Below are 23,648 nucleotides of genomic sequence, written 5' to 3'. Positions count from 1 at the left end.
CAAATCCCTCTATGGATAAAAAGGTGATCACCCCCTGATGGCCGATTGGCAGAACCTCGACCCCGAGGCCGCTCGTGAGGCGGAAAAATACGAGAACCCCATCCCCAGCCGCGAGTTGATCCTGCAGCGCCTCGATGAGCGCGGTGCCCCCGCCAGCCGAGAGCAGTTGGTAGAAGAATTCGGCCTGACCACGGACGAGCAGCTGGAAGCCCTGCGCCGTCGACTCCGCGCCATGGAGCGCGATGGTCAGCTTATCTATACGCGCCGCGGCACCTATGCGCCGGTGGACAAGCTCGACCTCATCTGTGGTCGTGTCAGTGGCCACCGCGACGGTTTCGGCTTCCTCATTCCCGACGATGGCAGCGACGACCTGTTCCTGAGCCCGGCACAGATGCGCCTGGTATTCGACGGTGACCGCGCGCTTGCGAGGGTTTCCGGCCTTGATCGACGCGGCCGCCGCGAGGGTGCGCTGGTGGAGATCATCGGGCGTGCCCATGAAACCCTGGTAGGCCGCTTCTTCGAGGAGAGCGGTATTGCACGGGTCGTGGCGGACAACCCGAAGATTCAGCAGGAAGTGCTGGTGCCCGCCGGCAAGCAGGGTGCGGCCAAGCATGGCCAGTTTGTCCAGGTGAAGATCGAGCAGTGGCCGAGCAACTTCCGTCTCGCACAGGGTGAAGTGGTGGAAGTGCTGGGCGACTACATGGCGCCGGGCATGGAAATCGAAGTAGCCCTGCGCAGCTACGACATTCCCCATGAGTGGCCGGCCGCCGTGTTGAAGGAAGCCGCCAAGCTCAAGCCAGAGGTGGCAGAGAAGGACAAGGAAAAACGCATCGACCTGCGTGACCTGGCCCTGGTAACCATCGATGGCGAGGACGCTCGCGACTTCGATGACGCCGTCTATGCCGAAGCCCGCAAAGGCGGCGGCTGGCGTCTGATCGTCGCCATCGCCGACGTTTCCCACTACGTAAAAGTGGGATCGGCGCTGGATGAAGAGGCGAGCAATCGCGGCAACTCGGTGTACTTCCCGGAGAAGGTCATCCCGATGTTGCCGGAGGTGCTGTCCAATGGCCTCTGCTCGCTGAATCCGCTGGTGGATCGCCTGGCCATGGTCTGCGACATGACCCTATCCCGCGCCGGGAAACTCACCGGCTACGAGTTCTACGAGGCGGTCATCCATTCGCATGCGCGGCTCACCTACACCAAGGTCAGCCAGTTCCTGGAAACCCCGGACTCCACTGAGGCCAAGCTGTTCGCCGAACAGTTGCCGCATCTGGTCACGCCCCTGCAGCAGCTCTACAAGCTCTACAAGGTGTTGTTGGCGGCTCGCCAGGTCCGTGGCGCGATCGACTTCGAGACTCAGGAAACCCGTATCGTATTCGGCGCCGACCGCAAGATCTCCGAGATCCTGCCGACTCAGCGCAACGATGCTCACAAGCTGATCGAGGAGTGCATGCTCTGCGCCAACGTGGCGACTGCGCGCTTCCTCATGCAGCACGAAATTCCGGCGCTCTACCGCGTTCACGAGGGGCCGCCGAGCGAGCGCCTCGACAAGCTGCGGCAGTTCCTTGCCGAACTGGGCCTGACGCTCAATCGCGGCAAGAGTGAGCCGACCCCGAGCGACTACCAGGCCCTGCTGGAAACGATCCGCGAGCGCCCTGACTATCACCTGATCCAGACCGTAATGCTGCGCTCCCTCAGTCAGGCGGTATACAGCCCGGACAACGAAGGGCACTTCGGTCTCAACTATGACGCCTACACCCACTTTACTTCGCCCATCCGGCGATATCCGGACCTGCTGGTCCACCGCGCCATCCGTGGACTGATCCGCTCCAGGCGAGAAAGCGCCCATGTGCGTCGCGCCGGCGCCGCAGCCATGCCCAAGGCGCGCATCTATCCCTACGACGAAGTTCGCCTGGCGCAACTCGGCGAGCAGTGCTCGATGACTGAGCGCCGCGCCGACGAAGCCACGCGCGATGTCACCAACTGGCTGAAGTGCGAGTACATGCGTGACCGCGTGGGTGAGACCTTCCCTGGTGTGATCTCGGCGGTGACCGGCTTCGGCATCTTCGTCGAACTGATCGACATCTATGTGGAAGGCCTGGTGCATGTCACGGCTTTGCCGGGCGACTACTACCACTTCGACCCAATCCACCATCGTCTGTCCGGCGAGCGCAGCGGTCGCAGCTTCCGCTTGGGTGACACGGTGGAAGTCGTGGTGGCGAGGGTCGATCTGGACGAGCGCAAGATCGACTTCGAACTGTCCGACAACGTCCTAGGCGCGCCGGTCGGCCGCAAGAATCGTGGCGCCGACAAGTCCGCCCCAGTCAAAGGTAACGCCAAGGCTGCCGAGCCCAAGGTCGGCAAGGGTCGTAGTCGGGGCGCCAAGGGTGCTGCTCGCCACGCCCAGCAAGACACTCCCCAGCAGGAACCGAGGGCAGCCGTGGCGTCGCGTCGGCAGCGGGCTGGCAAGGTTCAGGCATTGCCTGCCGTGCCGACGGAGATGCTCGCCCAGGCCGAGGAAATGCTCGGCAACACCGATGTGGGCAAGAGCAGGGCTATGAAGCAGGCCTTGCTCAGCGAGGCCCGTCAGGGCGCCAAGGCCAGCAAGGGCACGCGCCCGGCGCAGAAGCCCCTGGATAAACCTGCCAAGGGTGAAGTGACCGCTGCAGCCAAGCCGCCAAAGAAGAAAGCCAAGGCGGCGAAGGCCAAGGCCGCCAGTAAGCCCTCGAAACACCGTAAGGGACCGCCGAAACCCAAGGCGCCCAGTAGCAAGGTCAAGAAATGAGTCAGTTGGAAAAGGTTTACGGCGTACATGCCGTGGAGGCGCTGCTGCGTCATCACCCCAAGCGCGTCAAGCAGCTCTGGCTGGCGGAAAGTCGGCATGATCCGCGAGTCCAGGTCCTCCTCGACCTGGCCGGCCAGCACCGCATTGCGGTTGGCCACAAGGATCGCCACGAACTGGACGAATGGGCAGAAGGCGTCCATCAGGGCGTGGTGGCCGAGGTCAGTCCCAGCCAGGTGTGGGGCGAAAACATGCTCGACGAGTTGCTCGAGCGCACTTCCGGTGCGCCCCTGCTGCTGGCCCTGGACGGCGTTACCGACCCGCACAACCTCGGAGCCTGTCTCCGCACTGCCGACGCGGCAGGCGTGCTGGCGGTGATCGTACCCAAGGACAAGTCCGCGACCCTCAATGCCACAGTGCGCAAGGTCGCTTGCGGTGCGGCGGAGGTCATGCCGCTGGTGGCGGTGACCAACCTGTCACGTACCCTGGAGAAGCTGCAGAAGAAGGGCCTCTGGGTGGTCGGTACTGCCGGCGAAGCGACTCAGGAGGTCTATGAGCAGGACATGACCGGGCCGACCGTGCTGGTCATGGGCGCGGAAGGGAAGGGCATGCGCCGCCTGACCCGCGAGCACTGCGATTACCTGGTCAAGCTGCCCATGGCTGGCAGCGTCAGCAGCCTCAACGTCTCGGTGGCCACCGGGGTCTGCCTCTTCGAAGCGGTGCGCCAGCGCCGCACCCGCACTTAGTGCGGGGTCGCCCGGGGCCGTTTTCTGCTGCTCCGGGCTGTTCAAAGTTTCGCCAATTTACCTTGCGCGGCATTCGACCCTTCTCTAGAATGTCGCCCCTTGCCGTGAGGGCAGGCTATTGCGCGCCCTCGGCTCGGCAAGCCAAAACGAGATATTCACTCCTTGCCTGACCACTAAGTTGGCAGGCTACAACCCGTAAGGAGCATTTATGCGTCATTACGAAATCATCTTCCTGGTTCACCCGGACCAGAGCGAGCAGGTTGGCGGCATGGTTGAGCGCTACACCAAGCTCATCGAAGAAGACGGTGGCAAGGTTCACCGCCTGGAAGACTGGGGCCGTCGTCAGCTGGCCTACGCCATCAACAACGTTCACAAGGCTCACTACGTGATGCTGAACGTTGAGTGCAGCGGCAAAGCCCTGGCCGAGCTGGAAGACAACTTCCGCTACAACGACGCCGTCCTCCGCAACCTGGTCATCCGCCGCGACGAAGCCATCACTGGCCAGTCCGAGATGCTCAAGGCCGAGGAAAACCGCAGCGAGCGCCGTGAGCGCCGTGAGCGCGTTGAGACTGACGCTGTCGCCGAAGGCGATGACAGCGACAACGCTGACGAGTAATCCACGGATCTATTGAGGAGCCAAGTTCATGGCACGTTTCTTCCGTCGTCGTAAGTTCTGCCGTTTCACCGCTGAAGGCGTGAAAGAGATCGACTTCAAGGATCTCAACACCCTGAAGGCCTACATCTCCGAAACCGGCAAGATCGTTCCGAGCCGTATCACCGGCACCAAAGCCAAGTATCAGCGTCAGCTGGCTACCGCTATCAAGCGCGCCCGCTACCTGGCCCTGCTGCCCTACACCGACAGCCACGGCCGTTGATCTCGGTCGGTCGACCTAGGTAAGGAATAGATCGCAATGCGCGCTCTGGCTGAGTTCATCATGCGCGGTCGCATGCAGGCCACCCTGGTGGTGGCGGGTGCTGCGGCCCTGCCCATGATGTTTTGGCTGAGCGCAGCCGCCGGCAGCCTGGTGCTGCTGCGGCGTGGTATGAACGATGCTCTCGGCATTATTGCCTGGGCTCTACTGCCGGCCCTCGGCTGGTGGTACTTCGGCGAACCGCGCACCCTGATGGTGTTGCTCGGTGCGTTGGGGTTGGCCCTGGTACTGCGTTCCAGCGTGTCCTGGACGCGGGTGCTGATGATCAGCGTGGCGCTGGGTCTGCTGTACGGCCTGGTGCTGGGCGCGGTGTTCCGCGAGCCTATTACCGCCATGGCGGGTGAGCTGCAGAAGCTCATGCCGCAGGTGATGGGCGCCGTCTATTCGCAGTTGGCGGAAGACGAGCGAGCGCGCCTGGGAGCTATGGTCGCGCCGGTCCTGACCGGCCTGATCGCGGCGCTGCTGCAACTGGTCAGCGTGCTGAGCCTGATGCTCGGTCGCTACTGGCAGGCAGCCCTGTACAACCCCGGTGGTTTCGGTGGCGAGTTCCGCGCCGTGAAACTGCCGGCGGCACTGGCTTTCGGCCTGCTGGCCGCCATGTTGCTGGGTCCGAACCTGGGCCTGGAGCTGGCGATGCTGACGCCGATCTGCAGCGTGCCGCTGGCTTTTGCCGGCCTTGCCTTGGTGCACGGTCTGGCAAAGCAGGGTGGACTGGCCGGTTTCTGGCTGGTGGGGCTTTACCTGTCGCTGCTGCTGTTCATGCAACTGATCTATCCAATACTGGTGGTTTTGGCCATCGTCGACAGTCTGATTGATTTTCGTGGTCGCAAGGCGCGCAAGAATGGCGCCGGCCCCGCGAACGGTGAAGGTTAAAAGTTAAGAGGTAAGACTCAAATGGAAGTCATCCTGCTCGAAAAAATCGCCAACCTGGGCAACCTGGGCGACAAGGTGAACGTAAAGTCCGGCTACGGCCGTAACTACCTGCTGCCGCAAGGCAAGGCCACCGCTGCTACTGCCGCGAACGTTGCTGCGTTCGAAGCTCGCCGCGCTGAGCTGGAAAAGCAGGCTGCTGACAAGAAGGCCACCGCCGAAGCTCGCGCTGCCCAGCTGTCTGAACTGGAAGTGACCATCACTGCCAGCGCTGGCGACGAAGGCAAGCTGTTCGGTTCCATCGGCACTCACGACATCGCTGACGCCCTGACCGCCGCTGGCGTTCCGGTTGCCAAGGCTGAAGTCCGCCTGCCGAACGGCACCATTCGCCAAGTTGGCGAGTACGACGTTGCTCTGCACCTGCACACCGACGTCGAAGCTGCGGTCAAGCTGATCGTGATCGCTGGCTAAGCAAGCCGTCGAGTGGACTTGCACTCAGGTGCAGGGCCGCTAACATCGGGCACGTCATTGCGAAAGCGATGACGTGCCCGATGTCTTTCTACCCCAAGATTTTCCGAGCCCATGAACGATATCTCCGTCCCGGAACAGTTCGACCTGCAAACTTCCGCCCTGAAAGTGCCGCCGCACTCCATCGAGGCCGAGCAGGCCGTCCTCGGGGGCCTGATGCTGGACAACAACGCCTGGGAGCGCGTGCTCGACCAGGTGTCCGACGGCGACTTCTACCGTCACGATCATCGGCTGATCTTCCGCGCCATCTTCAAGCTGGCCGAGCGCAACATGCCGTTCGACGTGGTGACCTTGTCCGAGCAACTGGACAAGGAAGGCCAACTGCCCCAGGTCGGCGGCCTGGCCTACCTCGGCGAGCTGGCCAAGAACACGCCGTCCGTAGCCAACATCAAGGCCTACGCCCAGATCATTCGCGAGCGCGCCACACTGCGCCAGCTGATCGGCATCAGCACCGAGATTGCCGATAGCGCCTACGCCCCCCAGGGACGTACTGGCGAAGAGATCCTCGACGAAGCCGAGCGACTGATCTTCCAGATCGCCGAAGCGCGCCCGAAGACCGGCGGCCCGGTGGGCATCAACGACATCCTGGTCAAGGCCATCGACCGCATCGACGAGCTGTTCAACAACGGCGATGCCATCACCGGCCTGTCCACCGGCTTCAACGACCTGGACAACCTGACCAGCGGCCTGCAGCCGGCCGACATGATCATCGTCGCTGGTCGTCCGTCCATGGGTAAGACCACCTTCGCCATGAACCTGGTGGAAAACGCCCTGATGCGTAGCGACAAGGCGATCCTGGTGTATTCCCTGGAGATGCCCTCCGAATCCATCGTGATTCGTATGCTCGCGTCCCTTGGCCGCATCGACCAGACCAAGGTCCGCGCTGGCCGCCTGGACGACGACGATTGGCCGCGCCTGACTTCCGCGGTCAACCTGCTCAATGACCGCAAGTTGTTCATCGACGACACCGCCGGCATCTCGCCCTCCGAGATGCGTGCCCGTACCCGCCGCCTGGCGCGCGAGCACGGCGAGATCGGCCTGATCATGGTCGACTACCTGCAGCTCATGCAGATTCCCGGTTCCAGCGGCGACAGCCGGGTGAACGAGATCTCCGAGATCTCGCGCTCGCTCAAGGCCCTGGCCAAGGAGTTCAACTGCCCGGTGATCGCCTTGTCTCAGTTGAACCGGGGACTCGAACAGCGCCCGAATAAACGCCCGATCAACTCCGACCTTCGTGAATCCGGGGCGATCGAGCAGGACGCCGACATCATCCTGTTCGTGTACCGCGACGAGGTCTACCACCCCGAGACCGAGTTCAAGGGCGTCGCCGAGATCATCATCGGCAAGCAGCGTAACGGTCCATTGGGCACCGCGCGGCTGGCCTTCCTCGGCAAGTACTCGCGCTTCGAGAATCTGGCACCAGGTGCCTACAACTTCGAAGACGAATAAGTCGTGGATCAAAGAGAACGGGCGTCCAGGCGGTATGATGGGCGCCCGTTTTCGTTCATGAGCCTGTCTCAATGCGCCCGCTGATCGCTGCCGTCGACCTCTCCGCCATCCGCCACAACTACGCCCTGGCCAAGCGCTGCGCACCTGGCCGGCAGGCCTTCGCGGTGGTCAAGGCAAATGCCTACGGCCATGGCGTGCGTGAGGTCGTCAGCAGTCTGCACGGTGAGGCTGATGGCTTTGCCGTGGCGTGCCTGGAAGAAGCTGCCGAAGTCCGCGCCCTGGACGACGAAGCGCGAATCCTCTTGCTGGAAGGCTGCTTCGAACCGGCCGAGTACCAACTGGCCTCCCAGCTCGGCCTGGACATGGTCGTGCAAGGGGCGGAGCAGGCTGAAGCGCTACTCGCGTCCGAGCTGGCGAGGCCGCTGAACGTCTGGCTCAAGCTCGATTCCGGCATGCACCGCCTCGGCTTCGCCGCAGACGAACTGCGCCGCTGGCATGGCCACCTGCGTGGCGCTACCCAGGTGGCCGAACTCAACCTGATCAGCCACTTCGCCTGCGCTGACCTGCGTGGTCACAGCCTCAACGAGGTGCAGCTGGACAGCTTCCTCGACCTGCTGAGCCTGGACTTCGACCAGCGCAGCCTGGCCAACTCGGCGGCCATCCTGACCCTCCCCGCCGCGCATATGGACTGGCTGCGTCCCGGCATCATGCTTTACGGCGCCTCGCCGTTTGCCGATCTCAGTGCTGCCGATCTTGGCCTGAAACCGGCCATGAGCCTCAGCGCCCAGCTGATCGCCGTGCGCGAAATCGCAGCGCGCGAAGCGGTGGGATATGGCGCTACCTGGGAAGCGGCTCGGCCGTCGCGCATTGGCACCGTCAGCTGCGGCTATGCCGATGGCTACCCGCGTCATGCGCCCAATGGCACTCCGGTCGTGGTCAATGGTCGTCGCGTGCCCCTGGCAGGGCGTGTATCCATGGACATGCTGGCGGTGGATCTCAGCGACATGCCGGAGGCCCGTGTCGGTGATCCGGTGGAGCTTTGGGGCGCTCAGTTGCCGGTGGATGAACTGGCCCAGGTCTGCGGCACCATCGGCTACGAGCTGTTGACCAAGGTTACTGCGCGCGTGCCACGCCGCTATCTGGCCTGAATCGTCCTGCTTGAACGCCTTGCCGCTCTGGTGGTTCGAGCGGTGGGAGCGAATGGGTGGTGACGCGGTCCCTACAGCAACCCGCTGCGAATCTTCAGCACATCCAGTTGCAGGCTGGCCTCGCTGGACAGCTCGCCATCTTCGCCAAACACCGCCAAGCCTGAGCGGCCGCGGGCCTTGACCTTGTACAGGGCCTGGTCGGCGGTCTGGTAGAGCCCGGAGAAATGCCGGGCATGCTGCGGGTAGAGGGCGACGCCGATGCTGATGCTCACTGACAGCTTCTCTGCGCCGTAGCACATGGGGGCCGCCAGCTCTTCCAGCAGACGATGGGCCACATCGACGGCCTCGGCTTGGGCGTCCGGCCCGCCGATCAGCACGGCGAACTCGTCACCGCCCAAGCGCGCGACCGCATCGCCCCCGCGCACATGTTCGCGCAGGCGTCGACCTATGGTTCGCAGCATTTCATCGCCAGCGTCGTGGCCGAAGCGGTCGTTGATCGGCTTGAAGTGGTCGAGGTCGATCAGCATCAGCGCCAGCGGCTCGTCGTGACGCTTGGCGTTGGCCAGGGCCGACTCAGTGCGCTCGATCAGATAGCGGCGGTTCGGCAGCTCGGTCAGGGAGTCGTGGAAGGCGGCGTGTTCCAGCGCCCGCTCACGCTCGCTGAGGCGCTGGTTGGCCGCGGCCAACTCGGCGGTACGCGTGGTGACAGCAGTCTGCAGTTCGTCCGCGCTGGCCTGCATCTGTGCCAGGCGTGCGGTCTTCTCGCGGTCGGCCTGCTCCAGGGCGGCGGCGCGCTCCTGCTTGAGCATCTGGATGCGGTAGGCCAGCGCGAAAGAGAACAGGATCGACTCCGCGGCGACGGCAACGGGGAACATGTAGGCGGTGAAGTTGATCGGCTCGATCAACCCGGCGGCACGCATTACCAGTACCGCGGTACTGATCAGCACGGTGCCGTAGCCGATCAGGTAGAAGCGCGCCGGAATGAAGCCCTGGCGCCAACGGATCACCGCAATGATCAGGGCAGTGGGCACGGTGACGATAGGGGTAATGGCGATCAATATCGCGCCCTCGGCCCGGTAGCCGAAGACGTTGATCACGATGGCGATGGCGTAGAGCACGCAGGCCACGTTGAACAGGCGATCGGCCCAGCGCAGGCTCCTGCGGGTGTAGAGCAGCTCCTGGGTGAATCGCATCACGAAGATGCCCCAGAGCGAGGGGAGGGTGATGCGGTCCAGCCAGACGGGTACCGGCGCATCCGGCCAAAAATACTGGAAGCCGTGCCCGGTCATGCTGAGGATGAAAATCAACGCCGACGCGGTGGCCAGCACGTACCAGAGGTAGGCGGTGTCGCGCAGTGCCGCGAGGATGAACAGGTTGTACAGGAGGAGCGCCAGGATCACCCCGTAAACCAGGCCGAAACCCAGGTTCTCGGTGGACTTCAGCTCCTTCAGGTCATCCAGCTGCCACACCTTCAGCGGGAAGGAGTTGCCCGCCGGGTCGTAACTGCGGAAGTACAGGGTCAGGGGCTGGGCGTCGATCTCCGGCAGCTTGAACAGCATGCGCCTGTAGGAATAGTCGCGGGTTTCCGCGAAGGGCAGGACCTCACTGGTCTCCTTGCGACTCCAGCCGCCTTGGCCATCCGGCAGGAACAGGCTGACCCGATATACCGTGATGCCGGAGTTCTCCAGCCACCATTGCTGCGGCGCGTCGCTGCTGCGGCGGAGTTGCACCCTTACCCACCAGACGCTGCGGCTCTGGCCGACGGTCGCGCGGCCATTGGCCGGGGTGAAGCGCTGCTGTACCTCGGGGGCGGCCATGTCCTGGATGTCCAGCGTGCCATCCGGGTCTTCCAGCAGGTCAATCGCCCCGTTGAGCGTCGCACCGCTGCTCTGCGGCGTGAGTTCGAAGGCCGCCTGGGCTGGCAATGTCAGGCCCAACCAGCAAAGGAGCAGGAGGAGGGTCAGGGTCGGACGTGGCACCGCACATGCTCCTTGTAAGTTTTTTCCACTGCGGCTTGGCGGTATCTGTGTCGGCCGAAGTATAGCGATCTGGAGAATTTGTGATCACTGTGTACGCCATTTCCTACAGGCTTGCATTCAGGTCTAGAGGAAACCTAGCGGCAGCGTCGGATTTGCTCAAATTTTGTGCTATATTCCGCGCCCCGTGAAAAAGCCCGCTGGTCAAAAAATATGCAAGCTGCGAAGCCGCTGTTCGACTATCCGAAGTACTGGGCCGAGTGTTTCGGTCCCGCACCCTTCCTGCCGATGAGCCGGGAAGAGATGGATCAGCTCGGCTGGGACTCCTGCGACATCATCATCGTGACCGGCGACGCCTACGTCGACCACCCGTCCTTCGGCATGGCCATCATTGGTCGCCTGCTGGAAGCCCAGGGCTTTCGCGTGGGCATCATCGCCCAGCCGGACTGGCGCTCGAAGGACGACTTCATGAAGCTCGGCGAGCCGAATCTGTTCTTCGGCGTGGCTGCGGGCAACATGGACTCCATGATCAACCGCTACACCGCGGACAAGAAGATTCGTTCCGACGACGCCTACACCCCTGGCGGACTCGCCGGCAAACGGCCGGACCGCGCCAGCCTGGTGTACAGCCAGCGCTGCAAGGAAGCCTATACCCACGTGCCGGTGATCCTTGGCGGCATCGAGGCCTCCCTGCGCCGCATCGCCCACTACGACTACTGGCAGGACAAGGTGCGCCGCTCCATCCTGATGGACGCCACGGCTGACATCCTGCTCTACGGCAACGCCGAGCGTGCCGTGGTGGAGATTGCCCAGCGCCTGTCCCACGGCCAGAAGATCGAAGACATCACCGACGTGCGTGGCACTGCGTTCATCCGTCGTGACACCCCCGCGGACTGGTTCGAGATCGACTCCACCCGCATCGACCGACCGGGCAAGATCGACAAGATCATCAACCCCTACGTCAACACCCAGGACACCGCTGCCTGCGCCATCGAGCAGGAAAAAGGCCCGGTAGACGACCCGCAGGAAGCCAAGGTGGTGCAGCTGCTGCCCAACCCGCATCTGACCCGCGACAAGACCGTCATCCGCCTGCCGTCCTTCGAGAAAGTGCGTAACGATCCGGTGCTCTACGCCCACGCCAACCGTGTGCTGCACCTGGAGACCAACCCCGGCAACGCGCGCGCCCTGGTGCAGCGCCATGGTGAGGTGGACGTCTGGTTCAACGCGCCGCCGATCCCGATGAGCACCGAAGAAATGGACTACGTCTTCGGCATGCCCTATGCGCGCGTCCCGCACCCCGCGTACGGCAAGGAGAAGATCCCGGCCTACGAGATGATCCGCTTCTCGGTGAACATCATGCGTGGCTGCTTCGGCGGCTGTACCTTCTGCTCCATTACCGAGCACGAAGGCCGCATCATCCAGAACCGCTCGGAAGAGTCGATCATCCGCGAGATCGAGGAAATCCGTGACAAGGTGCCCGGCTTCACCGGCGTCATTTCCGACCTGGGCGGCCCCACCGCCAACATGTACCGGATCGCGTGCAAGAGCCCGGAGATCGAGAAGCACTGCCGCAAGCCGTCGTGCGTCTGGCCGGGTATCTGCGAGAACCTCAACACCGACCACTCGGCGCTGATCCAGCTGTATCGCTCGGCCCGCGCGCTGCCCGGTGTGAAGAAGATCCTCATCGCCTCCGGCCTGCGCTACGACCTGGCCGTGGAGTCCCCCGAGTACGTCAAGGAACTGGTGACTCACCACGTCGGCGGCTACCTGAAGATCGCCCCGGAACACACCGAGGAAGGTCCGCTGGGCAAGATGATGAAGCCCGGCATTGGCTCCTATGACCGCTTCAAGCAGATGTTCGAGAAATACTCGAAGGAAGCGGGCAAGGAGCAGTACCTGATCCCCTACTTCATCGCCGCGCACCCCGGCACCACGGACGAGGACATGATGAACCTCGCCCTCTGGCTCAAGCGCAACGGCTTCCGCGCGGACCAGGTGCAGGCCTTCTACCCGTCGCCCATGGCCAGCGCCACCGCCATGTACCACTCGGGCAAGAACCCGCTGCGCAAGGTCACCTACAAGAGCGAAGGCGTGAAAATCGTCAAGAGCGAGGAGCAGCGCCGCCTGCACAAGGCCTTCCTGCGCTACCACGACCCGAAGGGCTGGCCGATGCTGCGCGAAGCGCTGGAGCGCATGGGCCGTGGTGACCTGATCGGCAACGGCAAGCACCAGCTGATCCCGGCCTACCAGCCAGCTACCGACGAGTACCACAGCGCCCGTCGCAAGAACTCCACCCCGGCCGGCAGCAAGAAGGTCGGCAAGGTGCTTACCCAGCACACCGGCTTGCCGCCCCGCGCCAGCGACGGCAGCAAGCCCTGGGATAAGCGCGAGCAGGCCAAGGCTGCGGCCTTCGCCCGCAAGCAGGCGGAGAACAAGGCCGCTGCGTCCGAGAAGGGCGGTGGCAAGAAAAAGCCGGCCAAGCGGCCGGTAGCGCCGCGCTGATCAGAACGCCAGCCTTCGGGCTGGCGTTTTGTATGTGCGCGTAGCACTGACTTTTCTTACCAGCTCATCGGAAACTTCTTATCAGAAGGGTAATTGGCACTATAGTGCCAATATTAATAAGAAGAGTCCGGTGCCTGCCCATGCGTTCGATTTCCCTCCTGGCCCTTGCGCTCCTGATTGCCGGTTGCGGTGATCAGGGCGAAGCCCCCGTGGCCCATGCCGATTTCCAGAAAGACCTCCAGGCCCGCCTGATCAAGGCCAAGCCCGGCACCGTCATCGAGATCCCCGCCGGTATCTGGCAACTGGACCGCGGCCTCAGCCTCAAAGTGAGCGGCGTGACCCTCAAGGGCGCCGGCATGGACAAGACCATCCTCAACTTCAAGGGCCAGAAGGCCGGCGCCGAGGGGCTGCTGGTGGACGCCTCGGACTTCACCATCGAAGACCTCGCCCTGGAAGACAGCAAGGGCGACGCCCTCAAGGTGGTGGGTGGCAAGAACATCGTCATCCGCAACGTGCGCACCGAATGGACCAACGGCCCGGCCACCGAGAACGGCGCCTACGGCATCTACCCGGTGCAGACCGATAACACCCTGATCGAAGGCGCAGTGGCCATCGGCGCGTCCGATGCCGGCATCTACGTTGGCCAGTCGCGTAACGTAGTGGTGCGCAACAGCCGCGCCGAGCGCAACGTCGCCGGCATCGAGATCGAGAACACCATCGGCGCCGACGTCTACGACAACGTCGCCACCGGCAACACCGGCGGTATCCTGGTGTTCAACATGCCCAACCTGCAGCAGCCCGGGCACGGCACCCGCATCTATCGCAACCGGGTCGAGGGCAACAACCACGACAACTTCGGCCACAAGGGCACTCCGGTGGCCAGCGTGCCGGCCGGTTCCGGCGTGGTGATCAACTCCAACGACGATGTGGAAATCTTCGACAACGACATCGGCCATCACCGCACCGCCAATGTCATCGTCAGCAGCTACTTCAGCACCGGCTACAGCGACCTTTCCACCAGCGAGGACTTCGACCCCTACCCAGAGCGCATCGCCATCCATGGCAATCGTTTCGGCCCCGCTGGCGACAGCCCCGACCACCTCGAACTGAAAGCCCTCAAACTCGCCAAGTTCGGCCTCAATGGTCGCTTGCCGGACATTCTCTGGGACGGCTACGTGAACCCCGTGAAACTGGTGGGCGGCAAGCTGCCAGCGGAACTGGGCATCTGCGTCGACAACGGTGCGGCCACCCTGGTCAACGTCGACGGCCCGAATAATTTCCAGAACATCAGCACTGACATGAGCGCCCACCGCTGCAAATTGCCGCCGCTGCCTGAAGTGGTGCTGGCCAGCGCGGTGGAGAACAAGGGCTCATGAGGCGCGCGCTCGGCCTGATGCTGGTGCTGCTGGCCGGCTGCGACCAGCAATCTGATCCGCTCTACCTGCCTGAAGGTGAGGCCTACCCGGAAAAACTCAGTGGCTGGGGGATGGTGCAGCGCGCCAACGGCCATCTGCAGCCGGCCGCCGAGGCCCTGGCGTATGACCTCAATACGCCGCTGTTCAGCGACTACACCCACAAGCTGCGCACCGTCTGGCTGCCGCCGGGCCAGGCCGCCCGCTATGGCGCGGAGCGCTTCGATTTCCCGGTCGGCACCGTGCTCACCAAAACCTTCTACTACCCGACGGATGGCCAGGGCCGCCTGCTGAAGACCTCGCGTGATGAGCGCGACCCGGCCCAGGCGCTGGCGCTGGCGAAGGTGAAGCTGATGGAAACCCGCGTGCTGCTGCGTCAGCGGCAGGGTTGGGTGGCGTTGCCCTATGTGTGGGACGACGCACAGCAGGACGCGACCCTGGAGTGGGCGGGCGCCAGCGCAGCTCTGGAACTGCACGACGAGCATGGGGGCACGCTGGCGGTGGACTACCAGGTGCCCGACGCCAACCAGTGTGCCGGCTGCCACGAAGAGCGCCACGGCGAAGGCGTTCAGCCCCTGGGCCCCAAGGCACGTCACCTGAACCGTGACCTGGCGTATCCGGAGGGTGTGGAAAACCAGCTGCAACGCTGGCAGCGCCGGGGGCTGCTGCAGGGGCTGCCGGCGCACGAGAACATCCCGCGCAATGCGCAGGCCAGTGCGCCGCGCCTGGCAGAAAGCCTGGAGCAGCAAGCGCGCAGCTACCTCGACATCAACTGCGCCCACTGCCACAACCCCAAGGGGCCGGCGCGCACTTCGGGGCTCTACCTCGACGCGGCCACTCCGCTGGGCATTCCCTACGGCCTGTGCAAGCAGCCGGTGGCGGCGGGCAAGGGCTCCGGGAATCGTCTGGTGGACATCCACCCCGGCCAGCCAGACGCCTCGGTGCTGATCTATCGAGTCGAGAGCACCGACCCCAGCGTGATGATGCCCGAGCTCGGCCGCTCCACCGCCCACCGCGAAGGGCTGGAACTGTTGACGCGATGGATCGCCGGGCTACCGGGAGGGTGTTGAGCCCCCACGGATGTCGTCGTGCTCGGTAGCTGCTTATACCCAATCAGCCTAACCAGCCTTTCGCGAATTCCCTTCTTCTTCATCTTCGGCCGCTAGGCTTGAACCTCACCCGTCGGCCGACCGCGAACCATTTTTGTGCGGCCGGTGCATCCGGGTGCACAGGCAGCCCTTTTCCGGTGCTCGGAGGGGCCGAAATTCACGGTTTGGGGGCTGGCACAAGTCTTGCGCGACTCCCAGCATCGCCCAGGCTCGCAGGAGGCACGCCGTGTCGATCCATGTCGCACTGCATCACGTCACCCACTATCGCTACGATCGTGAGGTCAACCTCGGTCCGCAGGTCATCCGTCTGCGGCCGGCACCCCACAGCCGCACGCGCATCCTCGGCTATTCGCTGAAGGTGGCGCCGGGCAAGCACTTCATCAACTGGCAGCAAGACCCCCAGGGCAACTACCTGGCGCGTCTGGTGTTTCCGGAAAAGACCCGCGAGTTGAAGGTGGAAGTGGACCTGGTTGCCGAAATGGCCGTGTTCAACCCCTTCGACTTCTTCCTCGAGCCCTATGCCGAGCAGATCCCCTTCAGCTACACCACCGATGACCAGCGCGAACTCGCGCCTTACCTGAGCCGCTTGCCGGCCACGCCGTTGTTCGCCGACTACCTCACGCGCATCGACCTCACACCCAAGGGCAGCGTGGATTTTCTGGTGGCGATCAACCAGCAGTTGTCGCGGGATATCCGCTATCTGATCCGGATGGAACCCGGAGTGCAGAGCCCGGAAGAGAGCTTGAAGAATGCGTCCGGTTCCTGCCGCGATTCCGCCTGGCTGCTGGTGCAGATCCTGCGGCACCTGGGCCTGGCGGCGCGCTTTGTCTCCGGTTACCTGATCCAGCTCACCGCCGACCAGAAGTCCCTCGATGGCCCCAGTGGCACCGAGGTGGACTTCACCGATCTGCACGCCTGGTGCGAGGTCTACCTGCCGGGCGCCGGCTGGGTCGGCCTGGACCCGACCTCCGGCCTGTTCGCCGGGGAGGGGCACATTCCGCTCGCCTGCAGCCCGGAGCCGTCCTCGGCGGCGCCCATCAGCGGCGCGGTGGATGAAAGCGAGTGCGAGTTCTCCCACGACATGCGCGTCGAGCGGGTCTGGGAAGCGCCGCGGGTGACCAAGCCCTACAGCGACGAACAGTGGCAGGCCATTCGCGAACTGGGGGCGCGTATCGATGCCGACCTCGCGGCGGGCGACGTACGCCTGACCATGGGCGGCGAACCCACCTTCATCGCCATCGACTACCCCGACGACCCGGAGTGGAACACCGCTGCCCTGGGTCCGAACAAACGCCGGCTGGCCGCCGACCTGTTCCATCGCCTGCGCGGGCACTATGCGGCCCAGGGGCTGGTGCACTTCGGCCAGGGCAAGTGGTACCCCGGTGAGCAGCTACCACGTTGGTCGTTGAACTGCTTCTGGCGCAAGGACGGGGAACCCATCTGGCAGGACCCGGCCCTGTATGCCGACGAAAGCCGTAGCTACGGTGCCGACACCCGCCTCGCGGCGCGCTTCCTCAGTCGCGTGGCCAACCGTCTCGGCGTATCGGGCGAGCATCAGTTTCCGGCCTTCGAGGACTGGCTCTACTACCTTTGGCGCGAGCGCACGCTGCCGAGCAACGTCACGCCGGAAGATGCCCGCCTGGCCGACCCGCTGGAGCGCGAGCGCCTGCGCCGGGTATTCGAACGCGGCCTGGGCGAGGAGGTTGGCCAGGTGCTGCCGCTGGGACGCAACGCGGCCGGGGACGCCTGGGAAAGCGGCCGCTGGTACCTGCGCGATGAGCATTGCCGGTTGATCCCCGGCGATTCACCCCTGGGCTACCGTCTGCCGCTGGATTCCCAACCCTGGGTCAACGAGGCGGATTACCCCTACGTGAACCCGGCAGATCCCAGCCAGACCTTCCCGCCGCTGCGCCGTTCGGCGCTGATCCGTGAGCAACTGCGTGATGGCGCGCCGGGGGCTCAGGGTGATTTCCGCGAGCCTGTCCGTCACCAGTCTGCAGTCGGCATCACGCGCACCGCCCTCTGTGCCGAACCCCGCGAAGGGCGGCTCTACCTGTTCATGCCGCCCCTGGGCGAGCTGGAGGCCTATCTGGAGCTGGTGGCGGCCATTGAAGCCACGGCCGGCGAACTGGGCTGCCCTGTGCTGTTGGAGGGCTACGAGCCGCCCGGCGACCCGCGCCTGACCAACTTCCGTGTCACCCCCGACCCCGGTGTGATCGAGGTGAACATCCATCCTTCGGCCAACTGGGACGAACTGGTGGAGCGCACCGAATTTCTCTACGAGGCGGCGCGGCAGTGCCGGCTGTCCAGCGAAAAGTTCATGGTCGACGGCCGTCACGTCGGGACCGGCGGTGGCAACCACTTTGTCCTGGGGGGCGTCACCCCGGCGGATTCCCCCTTCCTGCGCCGACCGGACCTGCTGCGCAGCCTGATCAGCTACTGGCACAACCATCCGTCGCTGTCCTACCTGTTCTCTGGCCTGTTCATCGGCCCCACCTCCCAGGCGCCACGGGTGGACGAGGCGCGCAACGATGCGCTCTACGAACTGGAAATCGCCTTCAGGCAGATGCCCGAACCCGGCACCGACTGCCCGCCTTGGTTGGTGGACCGGCTGCTGCGCAACCTGCTGGTGGATGTCACCGGCAACACGCACCGCGCCGAGTTCTGCATCGACAAGCTTTACTCGCCGGACAGCAGCAGCGGTCGTCTCGGCCTGCTGGAACTGCGCGCCTTCGAGATGCCGCCCCATGCACGCATGAGCCTGGCCCAGCAACTGCTGCTGCGGGGGATGGTGGCGCGTTTCTGGGACGAACCCTATACGCCACCGAAACTGGTGCGCTGGGGGACTGAGCTGCATGATCGCTTCCTGCTGCCGCACTTCGTCCAGCAGGACCTCGAGGACGTGGTCCACGAGTTCAACGCCGCGGGCTATCCCCTGCGCGCTGAATGGTTCGCACCGCACTTCGAGTTCCGCTTTCCTAAGTACGGCGATTTCCAGGTCAAGGGCATCGACCTGGAGCTGCGCCAGGCCCTGGAACCCTGGCATGTACTGGGAGAAGAGGGCGCCAGCGGCGGTGCCGTGCGCTATGTGGATTCCTCGCTGGAGCGGGTTCAGGTGAAGGTCACCGGCATGCCGCCGGACCGTTATGTGCTCACCTGCAATGGCGAGCCAGTGCCGTTGCGGCCCACCGGGCGGGGCGGCGAATTCGTCGCCGGTGTGCGCTACCGCGCCTGGCAGCCGGCTTCCTGCCTGCAGCCCACCATCGGCGTTCACGCGCCCCTGGTGTTCGACCTGGTGGACACCTGGATGCAGCGCTCCCTGGGCGGCTGCCAGTACCACGTCGCTCATCCTGGCGGACGCAGCTACGACAGCTTCCCGGTGAACGCCTACGAGGCGGAAAGCCGGCGACTGGCGCGCTTCTTCCGCCATGGGCACACACCGGGCAAACTGCAGGTCACTCCACCTCGAGCCGACGACGAACTGCCCATGACCCTGGACCTGCGTCGCCGCTAAACGGTGCGCGTGGCGCCCCGGCCGCCGGTATGGCGGCCGGGCGTCGCGCTGTCCGCTAAAGTTTCCCTGCTGCCCATCTGCCGAGCCCTTTGATGTCCGATCTGCTAGCCAACTATCCCCTGACCGCCACGGCCTACCACGAACTGCTGGATGCCGAGGGCCAGGTGCGCCCGCACTGGAAGCGCCTGTTCCAGCAGCTCGAGCGCAGCAGTCCGGCGCAGATGCAGCAGCGTCAGGAATTGCTGGCGCGGCAGATCCAGGAAAATGGCGTCACCTATAACGTCTACGCCGATCCCAAGGGCACCGACCGCCCCTGGGAGCTGGACCTGCTGCCCAACCTGCTCTCGGCCGAAGAATGGCAGCCTATCGCTGCGGGCGTGGCGCAGCGCGCGCGCCTGCTCAATGCGGTACTGGCCGACCTCTATGGCGAGCAACGCCTGTTGGCCGAAGGGCTGTTGCCCAGCGAACTGGTGTACGGTCATCCCAACTTCCTCTGGCCCTGCCAGGGTGTGCAGCCGCCGGGCGGCATTTTCCTGCACAGCTATGCGGTGGACCTGGCCCGCGATGCGGATGGCCGCTGGCATGTACTGGCCGACCGCACCCAGGCGCCCTCCGGTGCTGGCTATGCCCTGGAGAACCGGCAGATCGTCTCCCGCGCCTTGCCGGAGCTGTACCGCGACCTGCGCGTGCAGTACCTGGCCGGCTACTTCCGCACCCTGCAGGAAACCCTGATCCGCCAGGCCCCCAGCGATGGCGAGACGCCCCTGGTGATTCTGCTGACCCCCGGCCGCTTCAACGAAACCTACTTCGAACACCTCTACCTTGCGCGCCAGCTTGGCTTCCCGCTGGTGGAGGGTCACGACCTGACGGTGCGCGACGCCACCCTCTACCTCAAGACCCTTGGCGGCCTGAAGCGCGTCCATGCCGTTTTGCGTCGCCTCGATGACGACTACTGCGATCCGCTGGAACTGCGCACGGACTCGGCCCTGGGCGTGCCCGGCCTGCTGGACGCGGTACGCAAGGGACGGGTGCTGGTGGCCAACGCCCTGGGCAGCGGTGTGCTGGAGTCGCCGGGGTTGCTGGGCTTCCTGCCGAAGGCCAGCCAGTATTTGCTGGGCGAGAGCCTGCTGTTGCCCACCGTAGGCACCTGGTGGTGCGGCCTGGGGCCGGTGCTGGGCAAATCGCTGGAAGGCCTGGCCGGACTGGTGATCAAACCAGCGTTCCCCAGCCAGAGCTTCGAGCCGCTGTTCGGCCATGCCCTGGAAGACGGTGCGCTGCTGGCCCTGCGCAAGCGCCTGCAGGCCCATCCCCATGCCTATGTCGCCCAGCGCATGGCACAGCTGTCCCAGGCCCCGATCTGGCAGGGGAATGGAGAAGCGGGGGAAATACAGTCGCGGGCCATCGGTATGCGCGTGTTCGCCGTGGCCAGCGCCGATGGCAACTATTGGGTCATGCCCGGCGGCCTGACGCGGGTGGCTTCGGCGGCGGACGCCGAGGTGGTTTCCATGCAGCGCGGTGGCGCCAGCAAGGACACCTGGGTGCTGGCCGACTTGCCGGTCGTAGGCGAGCCGTTGCGCCCGCGCACCCTCGGCGTGCGCGACCTGATTCGGCAGGACCCCTATCTGCCGTCGCGGGTGGTGGAGAACCTCTACTGGTTCGGCCGCTATGGCGAACGCTGCGATGACGGTGCGCGCCTATTGCGCGTGGTGCTGTCGCGATACGTGGATGCCGACGGGGATGAACGGGCGCTGCAATCGGCCCTGCAGTTGGCTGGCGCCATTGGCCTGCTGCCCCCGGGCGAGGAACCCCTGGAGCAGCGCTTGCTGGCGGCGCTGCTGGACGACGAATGGCCGAGCAGCGTCAGCGCCAACCTGCGCCGCCTGCATTGGGCCGCGGCTCAGGTCCGTGGCCGGCTGTCGCGGGAGAACTGGCACGCGGTGCTGGAGCTGCACCGCGAGGCCCAGGCGCTTGATCCGAAACGCACCGATCTGGGCGAGGCCCTGGAGTTCCTCAACCGCCTGCTGATGTCCCTGGCCGCGCTGTCCGGCTTTGCCCTGGATGACATGACCCGCGACGATGGCTGGCGCTTCCTGATGATCGGCCGCCGCATCGAGCGGGTGCAGTTCTATGCCGACAGCATCGCCGGCTTCCTCGAAGGCGGAGACGCCTGGGATCAGGGTGCCCTGGAGTGGCTGCTGGAACTGGGCAACAGCACCATCACCTATCGCTCGCGCTACCTGGCTTCACCGCAACTGATCCCGGTGCTCGACCTGCTCCTGCTGCACGAGCAGAACCCCCATGCCCTGCGCTTTCAGTTGCAGGCGCTGGAGCGCTCGCTGGGACGCCTGCACCTGGAGTTCGGCGCGCCCCAGGAGTTGGTGCTGAGTGGTTTGATCGGGCGCCTGCTGGCCTTCGACCTGGCCACCCTGGAAGACCCGTTGTTCGGCAGCGAGAGCCTGGATGAGGTGCTTGCCGGGCTGGCTGGCCTGCTGCGGGAGATCGCGCAGAACGTCGGACTGGTCTCCGATCGGCTCGGATTGCGCTATTTTGCCCACGTCGACGACGTCAGCCAGCAAACGGTATCCACCTGATGCGTGCACAAGCCCACTCCATCGCCCCCGTGCAGGGTGCCCGCTACCAGGTGTTCCACGACACCCACTACCGCTATTCGGCGCCGGTGTCGTTGTCCCAGCAGTTGGTGCACCTGTGGCCGCGGGACTGCCCATGGCAGCAGTGCAGTGGCCAGCAATTGCTGGTCACCCCCGAGCCGACCTTGCGCCAGGACCTGCTGGATGTGTTCGGCAACCCGCTGACGCGCCTGGCTTTCGAGCGTCCCCACGACGAGTTGCAGGTGAATACCCGCCTGCAGGTCGAGGTGCTGCCCCATGGCCCGTCGGACCTGGCCGCCTCGCCACCCTGGGAGCTGGTGCCGGCAACCCTGGCATACACCGGCCGGGCGCTGTCCCCCACTGAGCTGGACGCCTGCCGTTATCGGGTGGAATCGCCTTACGTACGTATCAAGCGCCAGTTCGCCGAGTTCGCCGCGGGCTGCTTCCCCGCCGGCAGGCCGCTGCTGCAGGGCACGGCGGCACTGATGGAGAAGATTTTCAGCGAGTTCGCCTTCGATGCCGAGGCGACCCAGGTGGCGACGCCGCTGACCGAAGTGCTGGAGCGCCGTCGTGGCGTCTGCCAGGACTTCGCCCACCTGATGCTGGCCTGCCTGCGCTCCCGTGGGCTGGCGGCGCGCTACGTCAGCGGCTACCTGCTGACCCAGCCGCCCCCCGGCCAGCCGCGCCTGATCGGCGCTGATGCCTCCCACGCCTGGGTCTCGGTGTATTGCCCGCGCAATGGCTGGGTGGACTTCGACCCCACCAACAACATCCTGCCCAACCTGGAACACATCACCCTGGCCTGGGGCCGCGATTTCTCCGATGTCTCGCCCCTGCGCGGCGTCATCCTTGGCGGTGGCAGCCATGACCCGGAAGTGCGGGTGACCGTCATGCCGCTCTGGGAACTCGCGATCTGACGCCTTGCCCTTCGTAGGATGGCTGGAGCGGAGCGATACCCATCAGGCGCGATCAATGGGTTTCACAGGCCCGCCAAGCGCCGCTGGCTCCATCCTGAATGAAGCTCACTGCGCCGTCGGCAAGCACTTTGCCGGCGCCGTGCTAGCTTTTTCGGGGCCACTTCTCTCCTGCAAGGTGCTTTGCCATGGATGAAACAACCCTCGTTAATGTAGGTACCGAGAAGGTCAGCGCGTTCATGACCACGGTCACGCAGTACGCCACCACCTTCGGCATCAAGATTCTCGCGGCCATCGCCTTCTGGGTAGTCGGTCGCTGGCTCATCGGTTTTGCGGTCGGCCTGGTCCAGCGTTCCCTGGAGCGGCAAAAGGTTGACCCGACGGTGCTGCGTTACGTCGGCTCGTTCATCACCGTGACCCTGAACATCCTCCTGGTGGTGGGTATCCTCGGCTTCTTCGGCATCCAGACCACCAGCCTGGCGGCGCTGATCGCGGCGGTCGGTCTGGCCATCGGTATGGCCTGGTCGGGGCTGCTGGCCAACCTGGCGGCGGGCGGCTTCATCATCGTCCTGCGGCCGTTCAAGGTGGGGGACTTCATCAGCGCCGGCGGCGTGGTTGGCACGGTGAAGGAGATCGGCCTGTTCGCCACCACCATTAACACCCCGGACAACGTGATGACCCTGGTGGGCAACAACAAGATCTTCAGCGACAACATCCAGAACTTCAGTCACAACACCTTCCGCCGGGTCGAGTTGAAGGCCCAGCTCTCCGGCGCCGCCGACTACCAGGCAGCCGTGGCGTTGCTCAAGCAGCGTATTGCGGCGATCCCCAACGTGCTGAGCGATCCGCCGGTGGATGTGGAAATCCTCGAGTTCAACCTGGTGGGTCCGGTGCTGGCGGTGCGTCCTCATTGCCATAACGACAACTACTGGCAGGTGTATTTCGATGCCAACCGGGTGATCAAGGACTCGCTGGGCGGTGCCGACTTCCCCGCGCCGATGCCGGCGCAGACCATCATCATGCAGCAGCCGCAGGCTTGACCTGTGGCAGGCCTTCGGCCTGCTTGGCGAATGAACTCGCCCCTACAGGAAACGCGCTCAGCCTAACCTTGGCATGGTCCGCACCCTATCCCTTCTGGGAGAGGGTGTCGGAAAGGT

Annotated in this window: 16 protein-coding genes; 15 read left to right on the top strand and 1 reads right to left on the bottom strand. The window is 64.7% G+C overall.

The features are described from left to right. Positions 1-37: 37 nt before the first annotated feature. The 8 genes from rnr to alr all read left to right on the top strand — a co-directional run bounded on the left by rnr (position 38) and on the right by alr (position 8,455). Positions 38-2,785, top strand: a complete 2,748-nt coding sequence (gene rnr, locus FFS60_RS03945; RefSeq protein ID WP_137821199.1) for a ribonuclease R — start codon at positions 38-40, stop codon at positions 2,783-2,785. Next, the gene (gene rlmB / locus FFS60_RS03940; protein WP_028630659.1) at positions 2,782-3,528 is read left to right on the top strand and encodes a 23S rRNA (guanosine(2251)-2'-O)-methyltransferase RlmB; all 747 of its coding nucleotides are present in this window, start codon (positions 2,782-2,784) and stop codon (positions 3,526-3,528) included. The genes rnr and rlmB overlap by 4 nt, the downstream gene beginning before the upstream one ends. Positions 3,529-3,736: 208 nt before the next feature. Next, positions 3,737-4,144 carry a 30S ribosomal protein S6 gene (gene rpsF, locus FFS60_RS03935; RefSeq protein WP_028630660.1) on the top strand — a complete coding sequence of 136 codons (408 nt, stop codon included), beginning with the start codon at positions 3,737-3,739 and terminating at the stop codon, positions 4,142-4,144. Between the two features lie 28 nt (positions 4,145-4,172). Continuing rightward, positions 4,173-4,403 carry a 30S ribosomal protein S18 gene (rpsR, locus tag FFS60_RS03930; RefSeq protein WP_003452992.1) on the top strand — a complete coding sequence of 77 codons (231 nt, stop codon included), beginning with the start codon at positions 4,173-4,175 and terminating at the stop codon, positions 4,401-4,403. A gap of 36 nt (positions 4,404-4,439) precedes the next feature. Beyond that, on the top strand, positions 4,440-5,333 hold the full coding sequence (locus FFS60_RS03925; protein ID WP_137821198.1) for a hypothetical protein: 894 nt from the start codon (positions 4,440-4,442) through the stop codon (positions 5,331-5,333). A gap of 21 nt (positions 5,334-5,354) precedes the next feature. Next, positions 5,355-5,801 (top strand): 50S ribosomal protein L9, encoded by a 447-nt coding sequence (gene rplI / locus FFS60_RS03920; RefSeq protein ID WP_028630662.1) that lies wholly within the window; start codon positions 5,355-5,357, stop codon positions 5,799-5,801. 111 nt (positions 5,802-5,912) lie between these two features. Then, the gene (gene dnaB / locus FFS60_RS03915; RefSeq protein WP_028630663.1) at positions 5,913-7,307 is read left to right on the top strand and encodes a replicative DNA helicase; all 1,395 of its coding nucleotides are present in this window, start codon (positions 5,913-5,915) and stop codon (positions 7,305-7,307) included. Between the two features lie 71 nt (positions 7,308-7,378). Then, on the top strand, positions 7,379-8,455 hold the full coding sequence (alr, locus tag FFS60_RS03910) for an alanine racemase (RefSeq protein ID WP_137821197.1): 1,077 nt from the start codon (positions 7,379-7,381) through the stop codon (positions 8,453-8,455). Positions 8,456-8,526: 71 nt separating this feature from the next. On the opposite strand, the gene FFS60_RS03905 is transcribed toward alr, so the two are convergent. Further along, the gene (locus FFS60_RS03905) at positions 8,527-10,434 is read right to left on the bottom strand and encodes a diguanylate cyclase (RefSeq protein WP_028630665.1); all 1,908 of its coding nucleotides are present in this window, start codon (positions 10,432-10,434) and stop codon (positions 8,527-8,529) included. Between the two features lie 210 nt (positions 10,435-10,644). Here FFS60_RS03905 and FFS60_RS03900 point away from each other — a divergent pair, with 210 nt between their 5' ends. The 7 genes from FFS60_RS03900 (at position 10,645) to FFS60_RS03870 (ending at position 23,531) form a co-directional block, all read left to right on the top strand. Then, positions 10,645-12,933 (top strand): YgiQ family radical SAM protein, encoded by a 2,289-nt coding sequence (locus tag FFS60_RS03900; RefSeq protein WP_028630666.1) that lies wholly within the window; start codon positions 10,645-10,647, stop codon positions 12,931-12,933. A gap of 140 nt (positions 12,934-13,073) precedes the next feature. Beyond that, positions 13,074-14,309: a parallel beta-helix domain-containing protein gene (locus tag FFS60_RS03895; protein WP_137821196.1), complete on the top strand. Its 1,236-nt coding sequence runs from the start codon at positions 13,074-13,076 to the stop codon at positions 14,307-14,309. After that, a complete protein-coding gene (locus FFS60_RS03890; protein WP_137821195.1) occupies positions 14,306-15,415 on the top strand; it encodes an SO2930 family diheme c-type cytochrome in 1,110 nt (369 codons plus the stop codon). Before FFS60_RS03895 ends, FFS60_RS03890 begins: the two co-directional genes overlap by 4 nt. Before the next feature lie 265 nt (positions 15,416-15,680). Then, positions 15,681-18,968, top strand: a complete 3,288-nt coding sequence (locus FFS60_RS03885; protein WP_137821194.1) for a DUF2126 domain-containing protein — start codon at positions 15,681-15,683, stop codon at positions 18,966-18,968. Positions 18,969-19,060: 92 nt separating this feature from the next. Continuing rightward, complete coding sequence (locus FFS60_RS03880) at positions 19,061-21,559, top strand: circularly permuted type 2 ATP-grasp protein (RefSeq protein ID WP_137821193.1); 2,499 nt, start codon at positions 19,061-19,063, stop codon at positions 21,557-21,559. Further along, positions 21,559-22,494: a transglutaminase family protein gene (locus FFS60_RS03875; RefSeq protein WP_028630671.1), complete on the top strand. Its 936-nt coding sequence runs from the start codon at positions 21,559-21,561 to the stop codon at positions 22,492-22,494. Before FFS60_RS03880 ends, FFS60_RS03875 begins: the two co-directional genes overlap by 1 nt. A gap of 185 nt (positions 22,495-22,679) precedes the next feature. Next, positions 22,680-23,531, top strand: a complete 852-nt coding sequence (locus FFS60_RS03870) for a mechanosensitive ion channel family protein (RefSeq protein WP_028630672.1) — start codon at positions 22,680-22,682, stop codon at positions 23,529-23,531. Positions 23,532-23,648 lie beyond the last annotated feature (117 nt).

This window comes from Pseudomonas sp. D(2018), from assembly GCF_005502555.1.
GTDB lineage: Bacteria > Pseudomonadota > Gammaproteobacteria > Pseudomonadales > Pseudomonadaceae > Metapseudomonas > Metapseudomonas resinovorans.
The sequence above is the reverse complement of the archived record's forward strand: the minus strand, read 5'-3'. Positions and strand labels throughout refer to the sequence as shown.

Bases quoted from the DNA above. Each gene is read 5' to 3' on its own strand.
- alr (WP_137821197.1), top strand. From the start codon at position 7,379: ATGCGCCCGCTGATCGCTGCCGTCGACCTCTCCGCCATCCGCCACAAC.
- FFS60_RS03880 (WP_137821193.1), top strand. From the start codon at position 19,061: ATGTCCGATCTGCTAGCCAACTATCCCCTGACCGCCACGGCCTACCAC.
- rpsR (WP_003452992.1), top strand. From the start codon at position 4,173: ATGGCACGTTTCTTCCGTCGTCGTAAGTTCTGCCGTTTCACCGCTGAA.
- FFS60_RS03925 (WP_137821198.1), top strand. From the start codon at position 4,440: ATGCGCGCTCTGGCTGAGTTCATCATGCGCGGTCGCATGCAGGCCACC.
- dnaB (WP_028630663.1), top strand. From the start codon at position 5,913: ATGAACGATATCTCCGTCCCGGAACAGTTCGACCTGCAAACTTCCGCC.
- rpsF (WP_028630660.1), top strand. From the start codon at position 3,737: ATGCGTCATTACGAAATCATCTTCCTGGTTCACCCGGACCAGAGCGAG.
- rplI (WP_028630662.1), top strand. From the start codon at position 5,355: ATGGAAGTCATCCTGCTCGAAAAAATCGCCAACCTGGGCAACCTGGGC.
- FFS60_RS03890 (WP_137821195.1), top strand. From the start codon at position 14,306: ATGAGGCGCGCGCTCGGCCTGATGCTGGTGCTGCTGGCCGGCTGCGAC.
- FFS60_RS03895 (WP_137821196.1), top strand. From the start codon at position 13,074: ATGCGTTCGATTTCCCTCCTGGCCCTTGCGCTCCTGATTGCCGGTTGC.
- FFS60_RS03900 (WP_028630666.1), top strand. From the start codon at position 10,645: ATGCAAGCTGCGAAGCCGCTGTTCGACTATCCGAAGTACTGGGCCGAG.
- rlmB (WP_028630659.1), top strand. From the start codon at position 2,782: ATGAGTCAGTTGGAAAAGGTTTACGGCGTACATGCCGTGGAGGCGCTG.
- FFS60_RS03870 (WP_028630672.1), top strand. From the start codon at position 22,680: ATGGATGAAACAACCCTCGTTAATGTAGGTACCGAGAAGGTCAGCGCG.
- FFS60_RS03875 (WP_028630671.1), top strand. From the start codon at position 21,559: ATGCGTGCACAAGCCCACTCCATCGCCCCCGTGCAGGGTGCCCGCTAC.
- rnr (WP_137821199.1), top strand. From the start codon at position 38: ATGGCCGATTGGCAGAACCTCGACCCCGAGGCCGCTCGTGAGGCGGAA.